Raw genomic sequence first — 23,596 nt, 5'->3', positions numbered from 1 at the left:
TCGTATCGAGAAGATCACAACACGTCAGGAACCGTCGTCAACAGCCAGGCGAGCGGCCGACCGCCACCCGGGACGGGCTCGTACTCGCCGGTTTCCGGGTTGAGCACGTGCCGGTGCACCGTGGTGCCGCCGTCCCGCTCGACGAACCAGTAGTGCGGGATACCGGCCTTGGCGTACTCCGCCTTCTTGATGATCCGGTCGACCACCTCGGAACCTCTGGACACGACCTCGACGACGAGGAGCAACCTGGCCGTGCCCGCATAGCTCGACCGCGCCGAACGCGGCGGCCAGCCCTTCGCCCAAACGGTCAGATCCGGCACGCGGCCGCCGCCGACGTCGACACCGCCGTCCCTGCCTCTCCCTCCGCAGTACGCGATTCGAGGCTACAACGGCAGCAGCCTGCCCGAAGGCACTCACGTGGCACTCGCCGGCCGCCGGCCACGGGTGGCCTTCGGCGGACGCCAGCCGGTCATTGCCTGGTCGGTGACGTGCAGCCGGCCCGTGACCTCGGACAGGAACCCTTCGTAGAGCTCAGCGGGGGAGCCGCCGTAGAGCGGGTCGAAGTCGCCGTGCCACTGCCGCACCCACGGAAGCACCTCACGCAGACCAGCCAACAACGGCGTCAACCTGTCCGCGGACCACCCCTCGGCCTGCTCCCGCTCCACGATCAGGGTCGCGAGGGCCTGGGCCCGCTCGCGGTGATCCCAGCCCGCCCAGCCGAGCAGCAACGAGGGGTCACCGTCCGGACTCGCCAAGGGATAGGAGATGAACCGCTCCTTCGGTACGTCCAGCTTGCCCCGATTACGCCAATAGCTGCTCTTCAGGAAGTCACCCGAGCCGTACTTCGGCGGCACCGGAATCGCGTCCCGGATCTTCTTCTTCGCACGCTCGTCTGGGGCGGCGTCCTCGGCACGCTGCAGCTCCCAGACCGCTTCCCAGTCGGCATGCTTGTCCAGACCGCTGTCCTTGTACCGAAGCGCGGCCAGGTAAGGGACGTGCTCGTCGGTGATCAGCTCGGCGACGACCTTCGCGAAGTCCTTGCCCGGCGCGTATAGCTCGGCGACGGCGAGCACGTCCGCGTCGCGGCGAAGCTCATCGGCGAGCTGGCTCGCAGTCAGTGGACGGGGCTGCTCCATTCCGTCCACCGAATGGAACCACAGTTCACTGGCCTCGCACCGGTCGAGCAGCCAATTTCGCAGCGCGGCTTCCTCTTGGTCTGCCCAGGTCCACGATCTGTTGCCTATCGCGAGGTGCCAGCGACGCTTGCACTCCGGTCGCTCGATCAAACCGATGCTTCGATTTGATTCGATCACCGCTATACGTCGCTCGACAACCGTTCGATATTCCGCACTCCAGTGGCTGGGCAGCTCCGTGATCGGCATTGAACCATGCCGCGTGAACCAAAGTGTTTCCGCTTCGCCGGCGGCGACACGCCGCGCGAGTACGATCTCGAACGCCCGCTCGCCCAGCTGCAGTTCTGGCACCGAGCCTGCCGGTGCACGTAAGTCTTCGAGCAGGCCATAGAGCGAGTAGACCTGCCAGTCCAATTCTTCCTGCAGCGAGATCGTGTGCGCTCTGGTCAATTGCCACTCATCTCGCGCTTCGGTCAAACGTTCGCGAGTTGGCACCTCGTCAGTGGCGATTGTTGCAGGGCTTAACGCGGCTAACCGCTGTGCGTAAGCATCTAAGCGAGTAGCAAGTTCTGTAGGGTATTCGGAAGGAAGTGGGAATTCCTGCAACTTGGTTCCGGTGAATTCAAAGAATCGTTCCCACTCGTCAGTAGTAAACCCGCCAGTCCCCGACTGTCCGCCCTTGTCGTGGCTGACCTGTTTGAGCCAGAAGCACGCGGTGGAACTATTGAGCACCCCAAGCAGTCGGAGATGCTCCTCCTCGCTGGCCCCATCTGGCAACTTGATCACTGGCGCGGAACGATTGAAGACCTTCCCGCCACGATCCAGCACAAAGTGGTTATGCGTCGCCACGAAGGCGAAAGGAATTGTTGCCGGGGCCGTGAAGCGCTTGGCGAAAAACATGCTGTGGTCAAACCAGCGAAGGCCGCGCTGCTCTGGTGTTTGCCCGAAGTCGATGCGGTTTTGCAGCAAGATTCGGTTACGCCAATAAAACCGCTGCTCTTTAATGTCAATCGGTCTGGTTGACCCGCTCGCTGAATAGGGAAACATCGTTGTAGTGTCGGTGGTAATCGTGTAGTCGCGTACGTGTTCACCCAGCACGACGGGCACCGAAGGGATTGTGAAGCCTAAGGTTGCTACCGACTCGGATGGAAGGTAATATGCGTCGTCCAATCCGGTATGTGTAGTTCGACCGATACCTTCCGATGCTTGTGCGAGTGTCCGTTCGTGCCCGTTTAGGGTCTGGAGAAGGCGGTCTGCTCCCCCGCCAGAAAGGCTCCATGGAAAAGCTGAGAAAACCCTTCGTTCTGCATCTATAGAGCTGACCCACTCGCTGTGGGAGTCAGGCAGATTGATCTGTTCCATAATGGCTCGCCAGACGTGACCTTCTGCAGGTACTGCAGGTGCCGTCGGCTCGCCTCGAATGCCGAGAATGGTTCGGATGGCGCTCCTTGCGGACCCGACTCTCGGGTGCCCGATCAAGATTACCGTCGGTGTGCCGTGGCCGGGGATGTATGCACCAGACGTATCGATGATGTGCGTTAATTCCGTCCGAAGGGCAAAGAATTCTTGGATCAGTTTTCTGCCGAACTCGCGCTTCATGAATGAGTTCGACGTGATTTGCCCGACGAATCCGGCGCCTCGTCCGTCGGGTCGCGGATTCATGGCGAGTTCAAAGAATCGTTGAGCGAAGGGGACGGTAAGGGCGTACTGGCGATGGCAGGCGCTGTACATCCTTCGGTAATTCTGGTTGGCCTTCTCGTCGCTTGCCGTAATGTATGGTGGATTTCCTACGACGACGTGGTACTTTCCTTCTTCGAGAATGCCGGGGTGATCTTCAAGGTCTTCTGTCGCGTAATGGAAAAATGTTGCAGCATCCTCCTCTTCAAAAAAATGTGATGTTCCATCTTCCTGGTGGTCCTTCAGGAGCGAGTCGCCAATTGCAATGTGTACCGGGAGGGTGTGCTGGGCTGCCTGTTGGAATGAGTCAAAGCCCGCGCTTTGTAGACCTGAAATGATGAGGCGAAAACGGGCTATCGCCGCTGCGAAAGGGTTCATGTCTACGCCATGTATCGCGTCCAGCGTGAGTCGCACCTGCTCGTAAGGTTCCTTGCCGGCCCGCTCCCACTCCCTCAGTAACCGGTGGAACGCCCCGAGCAGGAAGTGCCCCGACCCGCATGTTGGGTCGATCACCTTGACGACGTCGTAGCCGAACTCTTCGATTGCTGGCGTGAGCGTCAGGTCGAGGATGAACTCCTCGACGAATTCGGGTGTCTGCAGCAGCGCATACGTCTTTCGCGCGCTCTCCGACAGGTCCTGGTAGAGGTCGCCGAGGAAGCGGGTGTCCCACTCCGGGTCGGTGAAGTCGTGGATCAGCACGCCGTCTTCACCTCGCTGACGCCAGAAGCCGATCAGAGCCTTCGCTGCGTCCGCCGAAACCGGGATCTGGTAAGCCGCGTTGTGGCGCTCGTCGAAGAGCAGCTTGCCGGCCTGAGCCGAGCCGATCGCGTCGAACGCCTCCAGGATCCAGGCCCGGTCGGTCTCCGCGGGCTTGAGGCGGAAGAAGTCCTCCTGGGCCTCTTCGGCGTGGGTCATCCGCTCGACCGTCGGTCCGGCCAGGTACGCCTGCTCCAGCAGCCCGTTGTCCTCGCAGAACCGGACGAATACCGTGCCGAGCACCCACGCGGCGGCGGCCTGCGTGACCCGTTCGTCCCGCCACGCCGCCCAGGTCGCTGCGGTCCGGCCCAGTTTGAATGCCCGCTGGTACTCGGCGTCGAGACGCTCGAAGACCGTCGGCACGGCCGTCACCTGGTCGCGCAAGTCGGTCTCCAGGAGTTTGACCTGCTTCTTGAGGTCGGCGAGCAGCAGTTGGCGGTCGATCACGAGGCGCGTGCTCCACTTCGGTGTTCGTTGGCCACCCAGGCGTCGGGCAGCGGGATCCACTGGTTGTCGGCGACCGGCACGACGGTGCTGTCGAGGCGGGGCAGAGCGCCCGGGTCTTCGACCGGGCAGAGCAGCCAGACTGCTCCGGCGCCGGCGTCGACCCGCGTGGTCAGCTCGTGCAGGAGGTCCATCGCGCCGTACCGGGCCAGCGGCGCGGCGTCGTGCAGCAGCAGAGGCTGGTCTGGGCTGAGCTGTTCGAAGAGGTGCGGCCGGACGGCGGTCCAGGCGCTTTTCACGTACTCGGAAAGTTTGATGGCGTCGCGTGAACCCGGCGGGGCTGTGTCGGCGCGTAACACGGTCTTCCAGGTGGGCTTCGGTTTGGCGGTGACGAGTTCCCGCAGCGAGGTGATGAACAGCGCTGCCACATTGACGGGGCGGGCGCCGAATCGGCCGGTCAGGTCGCGTTGCGCGGCGTCCGCGCGGTCGAACCGGACGGTGAGCGCGCGGAACACGCTGTCGCGGGCGCCGTGGAGCCGTTCCTCGGTGCGCAGGGCCGCGGCGAGTTCGGGGGAGTCCACGACGGTCCAGTGCGCGCCGGTGAGGCGTGTCGAGTGGCGGCGGTTGACCAGGGACGCGGACGAGGAGGCGGCGGAGCGTGGCGGCACGTACTGCCCGTCGCGCCACTGGAGCTGGAAGCCGGCGTCCGCGAGCAGCGTGTCGAGCTTCGGGTGCGGCGGAAGGGTTGGCAGGTCGGGGAACCGGGCGGACACCCGTTGCTGGATCTGCGCCGGTTTCAGCCCGACGGGCAGGTCGCCGTGGGGCGGCGGTACGACACCGGCCTGTGCCAGGCGTAGCGCGCGGACTGGGTCGAGAGTCTTGGAGTAGATCTCCAGGCGTGGGCTCGCCGCGGCGTCCTTGGACGCCACCGCGGCGAGCTGAACGAGGCGCCGCTCGTCCGGCGCGGCGCCGGCCGGTGGTGTGACGGCTGCGAGCTCCCGCAGCACGGTGGCAGGACTGGGCAGCACCTCGAGCGCGGCCAGCCGGTCGGCGACGGTGCCGAGCGCGTCGGCGTAGTCGAGCAGGGCCGGCGCGGACGGGGTGTCGGGGCTCTCGTCGACGCCGACCTCCAGCGCGACGAGCAGGGTGTCACCGTGGCGGCGGGTCTTCAGGCGGGGTTCGTCGACGATCGTGTCGATCTCGACGGCACCGCGCACTGCCGCGGCGGCCAGTGCCAGCCGCAGCTCGTCGCCGGTGCGGGCCGATCCGCGGCGGCTCAGCAGCACGGCTGCCAGCTCGGTGACGCCCATGACGCGGCCGTTGTCGGTGAGGATGCCGAGCAGTTCGGCACGCACGTCGGTGACCACCGGTTCGGCGAGCCAACGCTTCCGCTGTTTGATCAGGATCTGGGCGATCCGGCCGGGCGTGACCTGCACATGCTTGGCGACCAGCGGTTGTTGCGGCCACGCCGGCAGCGCCGGCAACACCCCCGCGGCGTCCGGGAGGCCCAGCAGCAGCCGGATCGCCTCGGCCTCCGTCGTGGGCTTTCCATTCTTCGGTACCGGCGGGAGCAGCAGCGTGGCGATCGTGTCGAGCCCGACTCGGGCGAGCTGGGCCTCGGCCGCACCGCCGGCGGTGGCCTCGTGCTTGGCGGCCTTGCGTTCGGTGGAGTCCTGCGGCGTCGGTTCCTGCTCGCCGAGCCGAGTCCGCCATTCCTTGATCCGCCGCTGCAGTTCCTGGCGGGTCTTGGCGCCCATGCCGGGAAGGTTGAACAGGACCTTGCCGGCGAGGCCGAGCAGCTGCCCGACCGTCGTGGCTTCGAGCCGGTGCGCGGCCGAGATCGCACGTGGGCTGAGACCGGCTGCTTCCAGCGACGTCGCCCGGGTAGCGGCGGCTGCGGCCGCGTCCCGGGTGCTGACCAGGATTTCGAGGTCGGCGGTGTCGTCGGTCTCCGGGTGGGCCGAACCGACCGGGATGGCAGCGTCGGCTTTGCGGAACACCTGCAGCCAGGCGTCGCGCATCTCCTTCAGTGTCTCGAACCGCCGCTTGGCGTCCCGGTCCAGCGCGCGGTTGAAGAACTCGACCAACCCGTCCCGGATCGCCGGGTCGAACGCCTCACTGGCGAGCGTGACCGGGCCTTCGGTGAACTGCGGCTCGGTGACGCCGTCGCCCCACACGGGTAGTTCACCTGAGGCCATCTCGTGGAGGGTGACCGCGACCGCGTAGCGTTCCGCGTGTGCGTCATACACCGGGCGGTGCACCGCACCGATGAACGGGTCCAGATAGCGGGGGGTGCCCGCCATGGTCTGCTTGACGTCGGTGGCGGCGAGCGAGAAGTCGAACAGGACGAGCTGCCGGGTGCGGTTGGGCCGGACCCGGATCGCGATGTTGTCCGGCTTGATGTCGCGGTGGTAGACACCCTCGCCGTCGAGGAAGTCGACCGCGCCGAACAGATAGTCGCTGAACGTCTCCAGCTCATCGACGGTGAGCCGGCCGTCTTCGCGGAGTTTGCGGGCGACGGTGAGGTCCCCGGCATGCTCCAGCACGAGCACGGTGCGTCGCCCGAGCGGGACCGGCTCCTGGCGGGCCAGGCGGATGATGCGGGAGTCGACAAGCCCGCGCAGCACCGCGGCCTCGTGGTCCAGGCGGGTGGCCTTCTCGTCGGACAGCGCCACCTTCAAGACCACCAACGTCTCGGCGGTCGAGCCGAGGTTGCGAGCCAGGAACGCCCGGCTCGTCGAACCGGTCCCCAGGCGTCGCTCGATCCGCCACTCGCCGAACACGTCGCCGCCGCGCGCTTCGAGCAGGTCGGCCTCGTCGACTGGCTCCACCGGGGGGTGGACCGACACCGAGACGGCCGGTGGTTCGGGTGCGGTCAGCTCGTCCTCGACGAGTTCCAGCATCTCGAGGAACTCCGCGACCGTGGCCAGACGCTGCGCCGGCTGCGGCGCCGTGGCGGCCTGGACCACCTCGTCCATGAACTCCGAGACCGAATCGGCGTCCGCCGACGGGCGCAGACCGTTGTCGCTGGCGAGCCGGGCCAGCAGCTCCGCGCGGGTGCCCGCGGGCGGCTTCCCCGCCAGCAGCAGGTACGTCACCGTGCCGAGCCCGAAGACGTCCAGTGCGACCGGATCGGCCTCCGGCGCGGCGAGCTCCGGAGCGAGGTACCCCTGCGCGGACTGCTCGATGTGCGCGTTGATGTGCGCGGTGGGGGAGACCAGCAGCGGGTTGGGCGCGGATGAGCCGGCGTTGGAGTCGGTGCTGCGGCTCGCGGTCTGCCAGTCGCTGATCTGCAGCTGCGGGCGCAGCCACGCCTCTTCCTCGATGCCCCGCCGCCGTGGCCCGGGCGTGACCAGCACGCTGCGCGCAGACAGGGCGCGGTGGTGCAGGTGACGGCCGTGAGCGTAGGCCAGTGTCTCACTGAGCTGGCGCACCATGCCGACACGGGTCGCGACGTCGAGCTTGGCGCCGTATTGCGTCATGTAGTGGTCCAGCCGCAGCGACCGCGGGTCGTAGCGGAACACCAGCGCCGGGCCCGCCTCGTGCTGTTCGAGTGCGTCGACCTGGACGATGCCGGGGTGGTTGATGCCGTGCAGCGCGAGCATCTCCCGTTTCGCGGCCCGGTCGATGCTGGCCCGCTCCGACTGCACGGCGTTGCGCTCAACGAGGTAGATCCGGATGCGCCGGTGTTCCTTGTCGAGCTGGTTGTGCCGGGCGAGGTGGTCCTGCCAGGTCGGGCCCTGGTCGATTGGCTTCGCGGCGAGCTGCCACGCGCCGATCTGGTAGTGCTTGCGGCTGCGGGCGATGCCGACCTTCTTGAGCAGCTCAGGCAGTGCCTTTGAAGTGGTTGGCGTGACGCGCCGGTACTCGTCCATCGGTGGACGCAGCAGCAGGTCGGAGCCGATATGTGGCAGTTGGTGCTGGGTCGGCCCCTCTGGTCCGTAGACCCAATGCAGTTGGTTGTCGGACAGGGCGATCTGTAGGCTCGGCACGGACAGGAACACCGCGGCCTGGATGAACGGCACCTTGACGTTGTTGCCGGCGGCCTTGTCCAGCAGCGAGCGCAGGCGCTTGGCTTTGGCGTCGGCGAGGTGCAGCGGGTTGTCGAACGTGCGGGTGCCCTCACCACCACCGAGCAGCCAGTTGGAGCCGCTGTTGGTCAACCGGCCACGGAGACTCTTGATCTCGATCAGGTAGAGCCCGCTCGGCGCGGCAACGAGAAGATCGACCTCGTACACGTGCCCGGTGTCGGCCGTGAACGTGAAGTTCGACCAGGCCCGGTACGGTTCCGCGTCCGGCAGGAGCTGCTGGACGTGGGCCAGCGCCTCCCGTTCATGGGTGAACTGCGAGGGGGTGACCGTCGTCCAACGACCCTCCTGCATCAGCAGAGCACCCTTCTTGACGGAGACACACTGTCAGTGACCAGGTCCGTGAGTGTAGTAGGTACGGAGCTCCTCCCCGATCAACCCACTGGACGAGATCGGTGCGATGCCGCGCCGTCCCATCGGTCCAGGCGAGTGCCCGGAGGATGCCGGTCGCCGCCACGCCAACGGCAGCGCAATTGCCGACCTTCGAGCTGCGGCACGCTCTGCCAGCTAGCGTTGGCCTCGAACCGGTAGCGCAGGCGGCTTTCAAATGCGCATATAGAGGCCTGTAGGTCAGCCCAATGGGTGACAGGCTGATTGCTCGGACTGTCTGTGCGTCATGGCGTGCGCTGGTGGGTTCTGAATCGGTCGTGCAGCATCTTTGCCCGTCGATCGGAGCGGCCGATGGCCGATCTTGCATTGCGCAGCGAGTCCGACCTATTGACCCACTGGGTGAGTCAGTCGCGGCCGGTGGGGCGGTCGCGTCGGCGACGGCCTGATGAGCTCGGGGTGTTGCGTTTCGCGTTCTACGGTCGGGTTTCCACGGCCGACTTCCAGGAGCGGGAATCGTCGCAGCGCTGGCAGCGGGATGTCGCAGAAGATCTCGTCGACGGTCATGGCCGGATCGTGGCTGAGTTCTTCGATGCTGATCGGAGTCGGCGGTTGCCGTGGCGGGATCGGCCGCAGGCGGCGTTGCTGCTGGCGGCGATCGCTGACCCGGATCGAAGCTTCGATGCGGTGGTGGTGGGGGAGTACGAGCGGGCGTTCTATGGCGATCAGGTGTTGTCGTTCTTGCCGTTCCTGCAACATCACGGCGTGCAGCTGTGGCTACCGGAGGCGCACGGCCCAATCGACCCGGCTGAACCAGCGCACCGAGCATTGCTGATGCTGCACGGGGCGCAGTCGAAGCGGGAGGTGTTGCGAGCTCGTTCGCGTGCCCTGGCAGCGATGCGGGCGCAGATCCGTGACGAGGGCCGGTTCCTCGGCGGCCGTCCGTTGTACGGGTACCGGCTCGTGGACGCGGGCCCGCATCCGAACCCGATGCACGCGAAGTGGGGCCGGCGGCTGCAGCAGTACGACGTCGACCCGGCGACGGCGCCGACGGTGCGGCGGATCTTCGCCGAGCGGCTGCGAGGCCGTAGCGTGTCGCGGATCGCTGCGATGCTGAACGCGGACGGGGTGCCGTGCCCGTCGCAGGCCGATCCAGGCCGCAACCGTCACCGGGCTGGGGATGGGTGGGCCTTGACGACGGTGCGGGCGATTCTGGCGAACGTGAAGTACACCGGGCGGCAGGTCTGGAACCGGCAGCCCGCACATCACACGCCGGCGCATCTGCCGGGACCGTTCAAGACGCAGCGGTGGGCCCAGACGGGCGAATGGGTGATGTCGAAGCAGCTGGCCCATCCGGCGCTGGTGTCCGAGGTCGACTTCATCGCGGCGCAGGAGATCACCGCGCTGCCCGCTCCCGCGTGTGGCGGTGTCCGGAGATATCAGCTGGTCGGCCTGCTGCGCTGCGGGCTGTGCCATCGCCGGATGGATTCCTGCTGGTCGCATGGGCGCCCGGCGTACCGCTGTCAGCACGGTCATTCCAGTGCGCGGCCACGCGGCGCCGCCCGGATGCGGAACCTCTACGTCCGTGAGGATCGGATGATCGTGGTGCTTCGGTCGCTGCTGCGCGAGGAGGGCAATGCCCTGGAAGAGCAACCAGTCTGGATGCTCGCTCGCTATCTCCGTGAGCACCAGCTCGTGGTGTCGTGCAGCGAGACGGGATGCCTGATTCAGGCGGAGTTTCCGAATTGAAACCCCTGCGCGGAATGTCCGCGCGGGGGTTAACGTGTCGAAGGGGGGACTTGAACCCCCACCCATAGCATCCCTGCCCGAAACAGGGATTCATGCGTTTATGCTATCGACACGGTTTCGTTCCTTCAAGTCCTCGGCGGATCTCGGCCGTTGCCGTTGTAGTTGGTCGAAAGCTGGTTGACAACGGTACAGGCATCGCCCCGTCGTGCTCGTTGGCGGCCGGCTTGCTCTGCCATGTCGAGGTGTTGGCTTGAGTTACGAGCGGGCGTTCAGGTGGCGCGAGGGTATTCAGTGGTCGCGCCTGACGATGTGCAGGGCCGCAACGCAACGGCGCCACCATCCATCCCGCCGCCGGTGGGTTCTCTCAAGGTCTCTCGTACCTGTGCGGCGTCTCGACCTGCTGCGTTGCCGTTGGTGACGAGCACCAGGACCGCGGCGGCGCGCAATGCCAGCGCGGCGTCGACGGGCCCAACATTGTCGGCGTAGCCGTGTGCAATAAGGTTCCGGAGGTTGGTGCCGTAGTTGAGCAGCAAGGTGCGTAGGAAGCGTTCCCAGTCGGGGTCGAAGTCGTTCTCAACCAGCAGCGGCAACAAACTTCCGAGGCCGGGAAACTGGCCAACCGAATCGCCGACGGCGGCCCGATACATAGGTTCGTTGAGTTCGAGTAGGAGCGCTCGCGTGGCGGCTTCGATCTTCGGCACGATGAGGTGGCAGCATGCATCGTATTCTTCGACCCAGTACAGCTGGAATGCCGTGGCCAATGCCTGAGCCAGATCCGGCGCGGCTCCTGATTGGAGCAGGAAAGCCTTGAGGTCGGCCCGGGACGGTATCCCGAACCGTTGTTGAAGTTGAACCAGCGCTCGGGCCAGGAAACGGCCGCGCATCTCCATTGTCTGTTGTTCGACCTGCACGAGCGCGTGCTCCAGGCGATCTGCGTCGCCGCCCAGCGCTCGGGCCGGAAGGTCGCCGTCGCGGAAGATCACCATGGAGGCGAGGCGGGTCATCACCGACGCCTGAAGGTTTCGGTTGGCTGCGCGTTCGTTGGCGGTGAAGCTGCCGCTGGGTGCCGTCGAGTGGAGCCAGATCGCAAGCGCTTGCCGCCACTCGGACGCCTGCGAGAAGCCGGGCAGGTAGACATGGAAGAATCGGGATGGCGTTGTGACCTGGTACTCGGAGATGGTCCAGGTGACCCTGGGCGCAGACTGCAAGCCTGCGACCGCCCTCTTCTCCAGATCGGCCAAGCCGTACGTATGGGCGGCCGCTGCGGCCTCGCTGTACCGATTCCTGATGACCATCGCATCGGTCGCTGCGACGGCCTCGGCGATCATCGCGTTCACCTCGTGCCTGCTCGCCTGTTCGGCCCGCTCGCTGCCATCGCCGGCGCGTCGCCGGATGAGGGTGGCGAATCCGCTGATGATGTGGACCTGCGAGTACGCAAGAAGTGCCCGGTCCAGCAAGGTATCCACCGCAGGGTCGACTGGTTCCGACCGCGTACGCCCAGGGCTGATCAAAGCCGCGAGGACTGTCATGGCGGGATACGGATCGCCTTGGTCGACGCTCTCCGCAGCCAGCGTCTTCATGGCCTCGTGGATCGCGTTGGAGGTCGTGGCGTCGTTCAGGCTGACCCGGCGGGCGAGGACCCATGCTCGTACGAGTCCGTCGCCTCGGTGGCGGAGTGTTATAGGTGGCTTGGATGCTTCGAGGTACGCGTCGATCGCTTGCTCGGCGGAGGCGCGACGGTTGCGCATCAGGGTGAGGGTGAAGACGATGTCCCAGCATCGTGCACGTGCCATGGGGTGCTGGACGTGGTCGGTCAGCCCGAGCCACAGCGTGCGCATCGCTTCCGTCGCGTCCCGCAATGCCACCGGCAGCAGCGACGGTCCGTCCAGCGGCTCCAGCCGCGCGTCGACTCGGGCCTGGTCCGGTGTCGTCACCTCCAGCAGGTACATGAACGTATGGAACAGCGCCATCTTCTCCGAACGGCTCGCCGGAGGATCGATCTGCGGCGAGAGTTCGTCGACTCGTAGCGCGGCGTCGTGCGGATCGGTAGCGCCATCGCAGATCGCGTCGACGAACTTTGCAAGCGCGGGCAGGCGGTCCGGATCGTAGGTGTATGGCGCGATGCGACCGGCAGCCGGCGCGTCGTCGTCTGCCGGAACGGAAGGAGCATCAACCTGTGGCTCGCTCACGATGCCTTCCTGTAGTACGTGGCGGGAGTCAAGTGAACCAGGTCATTTTGTAGGCACTCCATCGGTTGAGAGGTCGAGGCGTCGGCGCCCGCCGCCGGGGTAGACTGTGCTGATCTTGGACCAGGCCGCACATGAGCTTGGGGCGGCGTCTGGCATGCCTCGGCCCTGCGGCGAGAGCGCCCGATGCAGGACCCGACTGCCGTCACCGACGCGGGTACGGTCGAGCCCTACCTGCGTGTGCTCGCTGCTGGCCGGATGAGCCAACCCGCGCGAAGCTGCGCTGCTTCTCGTTCAATCACGCCCCACCGTCCGCCACACGGCAGGGCATCATCGGGGAACGGAACTGCGGCGAACGGGTTGTCGAACCTGACCAGCTGAGATTCGTACGGGCCGCCCGGAAACCAGTCATGGAGCGAGAAGACAGCAGACACTCGCTGGTGCTTGCCGGCCCGCCGGTGCGCACCGTGCCCAAAGAAGCCGTCGCCTTTGCGAACACCCTGACCGGTGGCGATCACGACAGCGGATGTCCCAGTCAGGGCTTGATGGACATCGCCCACATCGCACATCCCGTCGCGTACACCAACGACGATTGCGAAAGGCATGTCGCGTAGGTCGTACTTGACCGCCTTGTCGTCGAGCCGCTGCCGCAACCGCTCGGCAGAGTCGACGCAACCGCCGATCGAGCCGCCGCCCAGCACTGCGCGATCGTCTGCACCGACTACATACGACTCCGGCAGTTCGATGAACCGGAAAACGATCTCCACGGCCGGGTTGATGTAGACCTTCTCCGGACAGCCGAACTCGTCCCGCTGCAGCGCTTCCGGGTCGGCACGCAGCTCGCTGAGCGTGCGCTCGATCCACTTCACCATCGGCTGCAACCGTGGTGTGGCGTCCCAACGGAAGATCTCGAATTCCACCGAATGGGTGGTGAGCGGCAGCTGCTGGTTGAGTTGCCGCTTCAGGTCCGCGTTGCGACGTTCCTCCGCTGCCCAGTCATCGCGTAGGAACAGCGTGGCGACCTCTACCGCTCCGACATAGGCCGCGCCGGTGTAGACGCGGAAGTCAGGTCGGGTGCCTTCACCTTCCTCGTAGGTGACCCGGTATCGGCGGATCAGCTGGTCATGAACGAAGAGTTCATCCAGCGCGCCGAGCATGCGCCGGTCGTCGCTGCTGTGCAGATCCGCTCGCATGCGGCCGTCGTCATCAGGAAACCGCGAATACAGGTCGTTGACGATGCGCCGACCATCAACGGCCTCTAGGCGCGTCGACGCCCGGAACCAGTTGCTCGTCGGCTCTGTTCCGTCAAGCGGCTGTACACGAGGCGTCTTCGGCTCGTCGAACACCAACCTGCTCATGACCGAAAACGCTAATGAGCAGCAGCGTCCGCCGCCAGGGCATTTGATCGCGCGAGTTCCTCCAGACCGTCTGCCGTTGGCATGCTGACCGTGTCCGGTTCCTGACGTGCAGTCGTGGCCGGATGGCGCGGACGGCCTCTGTCGGTCAGTGGTTGTCAGTGTGTGCTGACGCGGTTCGACCAAGGCGGTCAGGGCATGGTGGAGCAGGTCGGCGAGGCGGTCGGCCCAGTCCGGGAGGCGGCTTCGTGCGGCGGCGACGAGCCGTAGGCCGAGGTCGATGCCGTAGGGCTCGACGTGACGGCCGCGTTCGGCGGACCACCGGTGCACCGACTCCATGAGCAGGCCGTTGGCGCATCTAACGTCGAGGAAGGTGTCGTCCCGGTCGATGCCGTCGACGATCATCTCCCGGCTGGCACGCCACTGCTCGGCGGTGCCGCCGAAGCTCGATCCGGCCTCGGCGGTGCCCGCTCGCAGTCATGGCCGCGCTGCGCTGGCGACACGACTGGAACCTGTTCCTGATCGCGACGGTCGCGTTCGGTTCGGCGCTGCTGGGCTGGTGGACGCGCCGTGGGCATCCCCGTCACGTGGCGCGCGCTGCGCCGCAACGGTGCCCTGCGCGCCCGTTGGCCGGCAATGCGCGCGCACGACTGAACGGGCGCGGGATCAGCCGATGGCGTCCACGGCGAGCAGGGCGGCGAGCTGGCGCATGATGCCGGGCTGGGCGCGGTAGTAGACCCAGGTGACCGGCCTGACCTTCGTCTTCGCCTTCCTGTTCACCCATCCCCGCTTCCAGCGAGCCGCCGTCGCTGCGTAGCGGGGCAGGGTTCCAAGGCGCCTTCGACGCGGCCCGGGTCTTGACGTCTTATTGAAAATGATTATCGTTACGGATAACACTCCCCAGGGCGGGGAGGTGAGGAGGATCGATATGCGGGTTCGTGTTCCCTTGCTGGGCGCCGCCGCGGCGGCGTTGACGGTCGCGGTGCTGGCCGTCGGCACCCCGGCGCAGGCGGCCGGTGTCGTGCTGTCGCAGGGCCACGTCGACGCCGTGGATGTGGCCTTCGAGGACGGAGGGTTCGAGGTCTCGGTGCATGACGAGACGGTCGATCCGGGCGTCGAGCGCGACCCGGCGTCCGTGGTGTTCAAGGTGCCGTCGCAGGCGGCGGTGACGGTGCCGGCCGATCCGGCGTACGCGTTCCTCGGCGCGCCGGGCTCGACCGTGTACGTGCTGCCCGAGGTGCAGGACCCGGCGCTGCTATGGGCGGGGCTGGCCACCGAGGAACTGGAGCCGGGCGTGTTCACCGGCGACAGCGTCCGGATCCGGTTCCGGCAGGTCCTCGGCCCGGACGGGTTCAGCCTGTTCGCCACTGACCCGGCCGGCGCGCCGCTGGTCGCGGTGGACAGCGAGAACGGCCTGCCCGACACGGTGACGCTGCCGGTGGCGACCCACGCGCACTACAACTGGGCGTTCGAGCGGCCCGGCACGTACCGGATCAAGGTCGACGTCACCGCGAAGCTCGCCGCCACCGGAGCGACGGTCACCTCCGACCCCGTGTGGCTGAAGTTCGTCGTCTGCGCGTGATTCCCGTCCATCGATCGAGAAGGAAGTCCATGAACCTGTTCCGCCGGTTTGCCGCTGTTGCCGCGTCCGCCGTGGTGCTGCTGGGCCTGACCGCGATGCCCGCGGCCGCCGCCACCATCCAGTCCGGGCACATCGACGGGCTCGACATCGACTACGCCAACGGCGTGCTGAGCCTCGACATCAAGACCTACAGCCCGGTCAACGACGACCTGGCCCCGTCCGGCACGACCCTGCGGCTGCTGTCGTCCTCGGCGATCACCGTGCCGTCCGGCACCGCCTGGTCGTGCCTCGGCGCGGCCGGCTCGACGGTGTACGTCGCGCCGCAGACGCAGAACGTGAACCTGCTCTACACGGGCTGGAACGCCGAGGACGTGCCGGCCGCGCAGGGCCCGGTGAAGCTCGAACTGGTGAGCTGGACCGCACCGGCCGGTGGGCGGTTCGCGCTGTACACCACCGCCGGGTTCCCGGCCGCGCCGACCTTCCGGCTCAACACCAACGCCGCCGCCGGCTGCCCGGTGACGGTGTGGCCCGGTGGCATCGCGGCCGGCTCGCACGCCCATGGCAACTGGGCGTTCTCGCAGCTCGGCACCTACACGCTCACGTTCAAGGCGACCGCGCAGAACGGCGCCGGCGCCACCTCGGGCAACGTCACCTACACGTTCCAGGTGGGCTGACCGGACCGGCCCGCCCGGCCGTTCCCCCGGGCCGGGCGGGCCGCTTCGCAACGGCACCCCACTGGACAGATCGGCTAATGAAAGTGAAAATCGTTTCCGTGTGGAACTCTGCCAAACCGTCGATGCCAACACCGGCGCGCCGCCGAAGTCTCGGCGGCGCGCTCGCCGCGGCCGGCGTCCTGGTGGCGCTGCTGGGCACAGCGGCGGTACCGGTGAGCGCGGCACCCGGGGTGCCCGCCCCGCCCAGCCGCGCGCGGACCGTGCTCAACGACGTGCACACCGACCTGCTGTTCGTCGACTACGCCGACGGCCACCTCGGCGTCCGCACCCGGATCGGCAACGGCGACGAGGCCACCTTCGCCGACCCCGCCGACGTGCTGGTGCAGCTGTTCGACACCGACACCTCACGCCTCGCCGTGCCGGACCTGCCGGACTACGCGTTCCTCGGCGCTCCGGGCGAGCCGATGTGGATGGCTCCGGAGATCCAGGATTACGCCCTCGTCTGGCCCGGCTGGTCCACCGAAGGCGTCACGCCCGGCACCGACGTCGGCTTCCAGCTCCGCGAGGTGCGTGGCCCGGGCCGGGTCGAGGTGTTCGCATCCGGTCCGGTGGGGGAGCCGCTGCGCTACTTCAGCTCGACGGACCCCGCGTACCGCGGCCGCGAGTGGCCGGCGATGACGCACGCCCACGCGAACTGGGTGTTCACCGCCCTCGGCCGGTACACGCTGACGTTCGAGGTCACCGCGACACCGCCCGGCGGTACGCCGGTCAGCTCCGGCCCGGTCGAGCTCACCTGGTACGTCGGCGGCACGTCAACAGCCGACATCCCGGCCGCGACGACGTCGACCATCCTGGCGCCCCCGCCGGCCACCTCGGCAGCGGGCACCCCGATCGCCCTCACCGCGACGGTCGCACCCGACGGCGCGGCCGGCTGGGTCGAGTTCCTCGACGGAGACACGGTCCTGGGCAGCGAGCCGGTCGCCGCAGGTGCCGCCGCGTTCACCGTCACCGGCCTCACCGCCGGCGAGCACCAGCTGTCGGCCCGGTTCGTCCCCACCTACACCACGGACTTCACGCCGTCGGCCGCCCCGGCCGCCGCCCACCGAGTCATCGGCGGCACGGCGTCCGCGCCGCCCAGCTCGTCGCCGAGTTCCAGCGCAGCACCGAGTTCCAGCGCAGCACCGAGTTCCAGCCCGACGCCGTCGCGCACGGCCTCGCCGGAAGCGACGACCACCCGGCCGGCGACGAGCGCCGCCGCGCCGCGAACCTCCTCGTGCGCGCCGACCACTCGCACCAGCGGGGTCGTCATCTCCGCCGGACACGCCGACCTCGCGGCCCGCATGGAGGGCGGCAGGCTGGTCACCCGCATCAAGGACGGCACCGGCGGCGGCGCACCCGTCTGGCGCGCCCCCGCGGACGTCGTGTTCCACCTCGGTGACGCCGCGACATCGACGGTACCGGTGGGACCGTTCGACTTCCTCGGCGGTCAGGGCGCCACCGTCTGGCAGGTGCCGCAGACCCAGAAGCCGGGCGTGCCCTGGCTCGGCTGGAACACCGAGGAGGCCGGGCAGAGCGGCGGCCCGGTCACCTGGAAGCTCACCGGCGTCGACGGCCCCGGCACGGTCGCGGTGTTCGAGTACGACGCGTTCGGCCAGCCGAAGATCGTGTTCAACAGCAAGGACGGCCTGCCCGACGGTCTCGACGTGCCGCTGGGCACCCACGCGCACGGCAACTGGGCGTTCACGAAGCCCGGCGCGTACCGGCTGTCGTTCAGCCACACCCTCGCCGGCGTGACCACGACCTCCGTGGTGACGTTCGCCGTCGGCGGCACCGACCCACGCTCGCTGCTGCCCCGCACGACGAGCACCGGCTGCACCGACGGGCGGCTGCCCCGCACCGGAACGGCGCTCGCGCCGCTGATCGCCACCGGGGCCGCCATGATCGCCGCCGGTGGGGTGCTGGTCGCGGTGACGTACCGGCGCCGGAGGACGACGTGAAACCCGGACGCGTCATCGCCGCCCTGACGGTGTTGGCCGCGCTCGCCGGTTGCGGTGCCGCCCCGACCGGCGACGGCGTTGTCAGGGTCGTCGCGACCACGGAGATCCTCGCCGACCTTGTGCGGGCCGTCGGCGGCGACCGGGTCACCGTCGACTCGGTGGTGCCGCCCGGCGGCGACCCGCACTCGTACGAGCCGACCCCCAGCGACGCGAAAACGATCGCGAAAGCGGACGTGACGTTCACCAACCACCTGCTCCTCGAGGAACACGCCCTGATCAAGGCGATCGACGCCAACGCGCCGAAGGACGCACCGAACGTCTCCCTCGCCGAGTCCGCGGAGGCGTACGGCGCGCAGGTGATCCCCCTCGTGGAGAACATCGCCCTCGACGTGCCCTGGGTCGGTCTCGCCGTGCGCGGCAGCGGCGCCGCCCGAGGCGCGACCCGGGCGTCGGAGATCCGGCTGACCGCGACCCGCCTGGACGGGCCGGGGCAGCTCGCGGTCTACCTCACCCACGCCCTCGGCCAGCCGGAGGTCTACGTCGACTCCGCCGACGGGCTGTCCACCGCCGACACCACGCTCCTGCCCCCGGACGCGCACACCCACGTCAACTGGGCGTTCAGCAAGCCGGGCGTCTACCGGCTGACCCTGTCCGCCACACTGTCCAATCTGGACGGTGCGGCACAACCCGTGGCGACCGGGACCTTCGCGTTCGCCGTCGGCGTCGACGCGCACACCGTGGCGGGCCCGGCGACCGTGCTGGACCGCGGCCACACCGACGTCGCCGTCGACCTCGACCGCGGCGAGCTCTACGCCTGGACCGACGCCGCGACGCCCGGCACCCAGCGGGCCGTACCCGCCGCGGACGTGGTCATCGACGTACCGAACCGGGCCCTGGACACCGTGCCGGCCGACCCGCGGTTCGCGTTCCTCGGCCCGGCCGGGCAGAGCATCCACCAGCTGCCGCAGGCGGTCCTCGGCAAGCACGTGCACGGCGAGATCGACCCGCACCTGTGGCAGAACGTCGCCAACGCCAAGGCGTACGTGCAGATCATCCGCGACACCCTCGTCACCCGCGACCCGGCCGGCAGGGACGGCTACCGGCGGCGCAGCACTGACTACCTCGCCGAGCTCGACCGGCTCGACCACGACGTCCGCGCCCGCATCGCCGGCATTCCCGCAGACCGGCGCCAGCTGGTCACCACCCACGACGGGTTCGGCTACCTCGCCAAGGCCTACGGGCTGACCGTCGCCGGGTTCGTCGTACCGAATCCCGCGCAGGAACCCAGCGCCGCGCAGGTCCGCAAGCTCACCGAGACGATCACCAACCTGCGGGTGCCGGCTGTGTTCATGGAACCCAACCTCTCCAAACGGGCAAGCGTGCTCACCCAGATCGCGAAGGACCAAGGCATCCGCATATGCAAGCTCTACGGGGACTCGTTCGACGAACAGGCCAGGCACTACGTGACGATGATGCGGCACAACGCCGACGAGCTGGCGTCCTGCCTCGGCGGCACACGATGACGGCGGCCCGCGCCGTGCTGAGGACCGTTGCCGTGCTGAGCCTGCTTGCCGGGACGTCCGGTCCAGCGGTGGCCGCGCCGACGCCGGCCGGCGGTGCGGTGATCCTCGCCGCGGGCCACGCCGACCTCGGCCCGCGCCTTGTGGACGGCGCCTGGCGGATCCAGGTCCGCGACGACACCGTGCGCCCACCGGCCTGGCGGGGCCTCGACGAGATCGTCGTGCACGCCGCGGACGCCACCCGCGCCCAGGTCCCCGCCACCGCCGAGTTCGCGTTCCTCGGCACCGCCGGCAGCGACGTGTGGATCCTGCCGCAGGTGCAACGCCCGGACGCGGTCTGGCTCGGCTGGAGCACCCAGGACCCGACCGTCGCCACGACGATCCAGCGGGAGATGACCTGGCGGGTCCATCAGGTCACCGGTCCCGGACGGTTCGCGCTGTTCCTCAACGGCAACTTCGGCGCGCCGCAGGTCGTCTTCGACAGCGGCAAGCCGATGCCCCAGGACAGCGGCGTGGAGGCCGACACCCACGTGCACGGCAACTGGGTGTTCACCGCACCCGGCGCATACCGCATCGACGTGGAGATGACCGCCGCCAGCAAGGCCGGGGAACGACTCAGCGGTCGCGGCACCCTCCGCGTCCACGTCGGCCCCGGAGACCCGGCAGCGGTCTTCCCGCCGGCGCCCTCACCCGCGACGAACGCCAGCACCGGGCCGGCAACCGCCGAAGGAACCCACAGCTCCGGCCCGGACCGGGCGTGGCTGTGGCCGGCCATCGGATCCGGGGTGCTGCTCGCCCTGCTGACGGTCTGGATCGTGCGCCGCCGGATCCGCAGGAGCGAGCCATGACCGACACCGCCCTGCTCGTCCGGGGCGTCGCGGCCCGCCTGGCCGGCCGTGACGTGCTCACCGACGTCGACCTGGCCGTGCACGCCGGTGAGATCGTCGCGCTGATCGGACCCAACGGCGCCGGGAAGACCACGCTGCTGCGGGTGATCCTGGGCCTGCTCGACCGGCACGCCGGCACCGTCACCGTCGCCGGGCAACCGGCGGAACGGGCCCGCGGCAGCATCGGCTACGTCCCGCAACGCCACGAGTTCGCGTGGGACTTCCCGATCACCGTCGAACAGGCCGTCCGTACCGGCCTCGCCCACCGCACCCGGTGGCTGCGCCGCCCGCCCCGCGAACACACCACCGCCGCCCGCGCTGCCCTCGACCGGGTCGGCATGACCGAGCTGCGGCACCGGCCCGTCGGCGAACTCTCCGGCGGGCAACGCCAGCGGGTCCTCGTCGCCCGGGCCCTCGTCCTGCAACCGGCGCTGCTGCTGCTCGACGAACCGTTCACCGGCCTCGACCAGCCCACCCAGACCGTGCTCACCGACCTGCTGCGCCGCCTCGCCGGCGACGGCACCGCGCTGCTGGTCACCACCCACGACCACACCGCCGCCAACCGGCTCTGCGACCGGATCTGCCTGCTCAACCGCACCGTCATCGCCGACGCCGCCCCCGACGAACTCCGCGACCCGGCTGTGTGGCTGCGGGCGTTCGGCGTCACCGGAGCCGCCTCGTGAACGTCGTCGACCTCATCGTCGAGCCGTGGGACCACGCGTTCATGCAGCGCGCCCTGCTCGTCGCCGCCATGTCCGGGATCGTCTGCGGCGTCGTCGGCAGCCACGTCGTGCTGCGCGGGATGGCGTTCATCGGCGACGCCGTCTCCCACGCCGTCTTCCCCGGCATCGCCGTCGCGTTCGTCCTCAAGGCCGACCTCGTCATCGGTGGCGCCGCCGCGGGCATCGGCACCGCCCTCGCCATCGCCGCCGTCGCGCAGAACCGGCGGCTCAAGGAGGACACCGTCATCGGGGTGTTCTTCGCCGCCGCGTTCGGCCTCGGCATCGTCATCCTCAGCAGCGCACCCGGCTACAGTGGCTCCCTCGAATCGTTCCTGTTCGGGCAGATCCTCGGCATCAGCGACCGCGACGTGCTCACCGTCGCCGGTACCGGCACCACGCTGCTCGCCGCCGCCGCGGTCCTGCACGGCCGGCTCGTCACCGTCACCCTCGACCGGGAGACCGCCCGCGCCAACGGCCTGCCGGTCGCCGTCCTGGACGTCGCCCTGTACGCGATGGTCGCCCTGGCTATCGTCATCTCCCTGCAGGCGGTCGGCAACATCCTCGTCCTCGCGCTGCTGGTCACCCCGGCGGCGTGTGCCCGGCTGCTCACCGACCGCCTGTTGACGATGATGCTCACCGCACCCGCGATCGGCTCGCTCGGCGCGGTCACCGGCCTGTACCTGTCCTACCACCTCGACCTTGCCGCCGGCGGCCTCATCGTGCTCGTGCTGACCGGTGTCTTCGTCGTCTGCTGGCTGCTGGCACCCCGGCACGGCGTGCTGGCCCGGGCCCGGCTGCGCCACCGGGACAGCACCCGATCCGACCCGATCAAGCCGGTCACCGGAGAAGGAGTACCACGGTGAAACCAAATGGACCGGTGGCCCGCGCCGACCGCCCCGGGAGCTTCACGTGACGTCCCCGCCCGCCGGCGGACCGATGGGCCGGCGATCCATGGTGGGACCGCCCGAGCGGCGTCATCACCGCACCCGGCAACGCCGGGAGGTGCTCGACCTGCTCGCCGCGACCGACGAGTTCATCAGCGCCAAGCAGGTGCACACCCGGCTGCGGGAACGGGGTTCGACGATCGGGCTCACCACCGTCTACCGCACCGTGCAGGCGCTCGCCGAGGCCGGTGAGGTCGACACGCTCCGGCTGGGCACCGGCGAGCAGCACTACCGGCGCTGCCGCGACGATCACCACCACCATCACCTGACCTGCCGGCACTGCGCCCGGACCGTCGAGGTGACCGGGCCGGCGGTGGAGGCGTGGGCGCGGCAGGTCGCGGCGGCGCACGGGTACGCCGAGGTCAACCACACCCTGGAGCTGTTCGGCACCTGCGCGGACTGCCGGCCGGCCGCCGGCTGACGCGCCGGCGCGCGGTATCTTCGCCAACTGTGACCCGTGGCTGGAGGCAGGTGTCGGCGCTCGTCGTGGCGGTGGCGTGTGCCGGCGTGCTGGTCGTGGCCGGCGGTGACCGCGACCGGCGGACCGGTCCGGATGCTGCGCCGGACGCGGGACCGCCTCCGTTGAGCAGCCGGTGGCCGGCCGCGCGGACGTCGACGACGGTCGGCCGCCTCGCGGACGGCATGTCGTACGTGCCGGCGCTGTACCTCGACGTCGCTGTCTCCATCGGTACGGCACCGACACCCGACCGCCTCGCCGAACGGCTGGTGCTCCGCGGTGAACTGGGTGCGGAGCGGGTACTGCGCCAGGTGCCGGCATCGGTGAGGCCGCAGTTCTTCGGCCTCACCGCGGACCGGGGGCACCTGTACTGGGTCGAGGTGGTGCAGTCCGCCGAGGGGACCGCGTCGTCGATCTGGCGGGCGCCGGTGACCGGTGGCGCGCCGGCGGCAATGGTGACCGCGGACGCCGGCGCCGGGCAGTTCTACGACCGGCAGGACGATCTGGTCGTCGCGGACGGTGCCGTGCACTGGGTTGCCCGTCGGGAGGGCGGTGACACCGCGATGACCGAACTGCGGTCCGTGCCGGTTGCCGGCGGGAAGGTCGACATCGTGACGCTCGACGGCGACCTGCTCCTGACGGGCTGGCCGTGGCTGACCAGCAGAGGGCGCGGCACCGCCGCGGTGGTGCTGGTGAACGCCGCCACCGGCCGGCGGGTCGCGGTGCCGAGCTCCGCCGCGGAACGGGTGACGTGCACACCGGTGTGGTGCCGCACGACGACCGCGTTGGGCGCCGACGTGGCACGGTTCGAGCTCATGCAGCCTGACGGGTCGCAACGCCGGCAGGTCGGTGCCGCCACCGTGCTGCCGGCGACGACCGAGGTCGCGCCGCTGGACCGGTTCGAGGTCGTCGCCGACCGTGGCGGCGGCACGGCCCGTCTGCTGCTGTACGGCATCGACTCCCGCACGTTCACCCTCATCGCCGTCGGTGTGGGGTCGGCGGTGACGCGGCAGGGGATGCTGTGGTGGTCGACCGGGGAGCAGGACGCGGCCGAGTGGCACGCTGTCGACCTGCGCACCCTGACACCCTGAACCGCCG

Annotated in this window: 15 protein-coding genes; 10 read left to right on the top strand and 5 right to left on the bottom strand. The window is 68.8% G+C overall.

Annotation, left to right across the window (positions count from 1 at the left end):
- Positions 1-14: 14 nt before the first annotated feature.
- The 3 genes from Dsi01nite_RS15105 to pglW form a co-directional block, all read right to left on the bottom strand.
- Positions 15-320 carry a Uma2 family endonuclease gene (locus Dsi01nite_RS15105; RefSeq protein WP_203846756.1) on the bottom strand — a complete coding sequence of 102 codons (306 nt, stop codon included), beginning with the start codon at positions 318-320 and terminating at the stop codon, positions 15-17.
- Between the two features lie 93 nt (positions 321-413).
- A complete protein-coding gene (gene pglX, locus Dsi01nite_RS15100) occupies positions 414-4,013 on the bottom strand; it encodes a BREX-2 system adenine-specific DNA-methyltransferase PglX (protein WP_203846755.1) in 3,600 nt (1,199 codons plus the stop codon).
- Complete coding sequence (gene pglW, locus Dsi01nite_RS15095; RefSeq protein WP_203846754.1) at positions 4,010-8,392, bottom strand: BREX system serine/threonine kinase PglW; 4,383 nt, start codon at positions 8,390-8,392, stop codon at positions 4,010-4,012. The genes pglX and pglW overlap by 4 nt, the downstream gene beginning before the upstream one ends.
- Before the next feature lie 387 nt (positions 8,393-8,779).
- Between pglW and Dsi01nite_RS15090 the strand changes: the two genes are divergently transcribed.
- A complete protein-coding gene (locus tag Dsi01nite_RS15090; protein ID WP_203846753.1) occupies positions 8,780-10,174 on the top strand; it encodes a recombinase family protein in 1,395 nt (464 codons plus the stop codon).
- Between the two features lie 269 nt (positions 10,175-10,443).
- On the opposite strand, the gene Dsi01nite_RS57305 is transcribed toward Dsi01nite_RS15090, so the two are convergent.
- Both Dsi01nite_RS57305 and Dsi01nite_RS15080 read right to left on the bottom strand, forming a co-directional pair.
- A complete protein-coding gene (locus tag Dsi01nite_RS57305; RefSeq protein ID WP_239135906.1) occupies positions 10,444-12,363 on the bottom strand; it encodes a hypothetical protein in 1,920 nt (639 codons plus the stop codon).
- 227 nt (positions 12,364-12,590) lie between these two features.
- Positions 12,591-14,120 carry a hypothetical protein gene (locus Dsi01nite_RS15080; protein ID WP_203846752.1) on the bottom strand — a complete coding sequence of 510 codons (1,530 nt, stop codon included), beginning with the start codon at positions 14,118-14,120 and terminating at the stop codon, positions 12,591-12,593.
- 523 nt (positions 14,121-14,643) lie between these two features.
- Here Dsi01nite_RS15080 and Dsi01nite_RS15075 point away from each other — a divergent pair.
- The 9 genes from Dsi01nite_RS15075 to Dsi01nite_RS15040 all read left to right on the top strand — a co-directional run bounded on the left by Dsi01nite_RS15075 (position 14,644) and on the right by Dsi01nite_RS15040 (position 23,589).
- Positions 14,644-15,297, top strand: a complete 654-nt coding sequence (locus tag Dsi01nite_RS15075; protein WP_203846751.1) for a choice-of-anchor M domain-containing protein — start codon at positions 14,644-14,646, stop codon at positions 15,295-15,297.
- 29 nt (positions 15,298-15,326) lie between these two features.
- A complete protein-coding gene (locus tag Dsi01nite_RS15070) occupies positions 15,327-15,971 on the top strand; it encodes a choice-of-anchor M domain-containing protein (protein WP_203846750.1) in 645 nt (214 codons plus the stop codon).
- Between the two features lie 122 nt (positions 15,972-16,093).
- Positions 16,094-17,968: a TIGR03773 family transporter-associated surface protein gene (locus Dsi01nite_RS57300; protein ID WP_239135905.1), complete on the top strand. Its 1,875-nt coding sequence runs from the start codon at positions 16,094-16,096 to the stop codon at positions 17,966-17,968.
- Positions 17,965-19,491: an anchored repeat ABC transporter, substrate-binding protein gene (locus tag Dsi01nite_RS15065; RefSeq protein ID WP_239135904.1), complete on the top strand. Its 1,527-nt coding sequence runs from the start codon at positions 17,965-17,967 to the stop codon at positions 19,489-19,491. The genes Dsi01nite_RS57300 and Dsi01nite_RS15065 overlap by 4 nt, the downstream gene beginning before the upstream one ends.
- 32 nt (positions 19,492-19,523) lie before the next feature.
- Positions 19,524-20,336, top strand: a complete 813-nt coding sequence (locus tag Dsi01nite_RS15060; RefSeq protein ID WP_203846749.1) for a choice-of-anchor M domain-containing protein — start codon at positions 19,524-19,526, stop codon at positions 20,334-20,336.
- On the top strand, positions 20,333-21,058 hold the full coding sequence (locus tag Dsi01nite_RS15055; protein ID WP_203846748.1) for an anchored repeat-type ABC transporter ATP-binding subunit: 726 nt from the start codon (positions 20,333-20,335) through the stop codon (positions 21,056-21,058). Before Dsi01nite_RS15060 ends, Dsi01nite_RS15055 begins: the two co-directional genes overlap by 4 nt.
- Positions 21,055-21,960, top strand: a complete 906-nt coding sequence (locus Dsi01nite_RS15050) for an anchored repeat-type ABC transporter permease subunit (protein ID WP_239135903.1) — start codon at positions 21,055-21,057, stop codon at positions 21,958-21,960. Before Dsi01nite_RS15055 ends, Dsi01nite_RS15050 begins: the two co-directional genes overlap by 4 nt.
- A gap of 73 nt (positions 21,961-22,033) precedes the next feature.
- Complete coding sequence (locus Dsi01nite_RS15045) at positions 22,034-22,462, top strand: Fur family transcriptional regulator (RefSeq protein ID WP_275423370.1); 429 nt, start codon at positions 22,034-22,036, stop codon at positions 22,460-22,462.
- Positions 22,463-22,491: 29 nt separating this feature from the next.
- Complete coding sequence (locus tag Dsi01nite_RS15040) at positions 22,492-23,589, top strand: hypothetical protein (RefSeq protein WP_203846747.1); 1,098 nt, start codon at positions 22,492-22,494, stop codon at positions 23,587-23,589.
- Positions 23,590-23,596: the final 7 nt, after the last annotated feature.

This window comes from Dactylosporangium siamense (genome assembly GCF_016862795.1).
GTDB classification, from domain to species: domain Bacteria; phylum Actinomycetota; class Actinomycetes; order Mycobacteriales; family Micromonosporaceae; genus Dactylosporangium; species Dactylosporangium siamense.
This window is presented reverse-complemented; position numbering and strand designations above follow the sequence as displayed.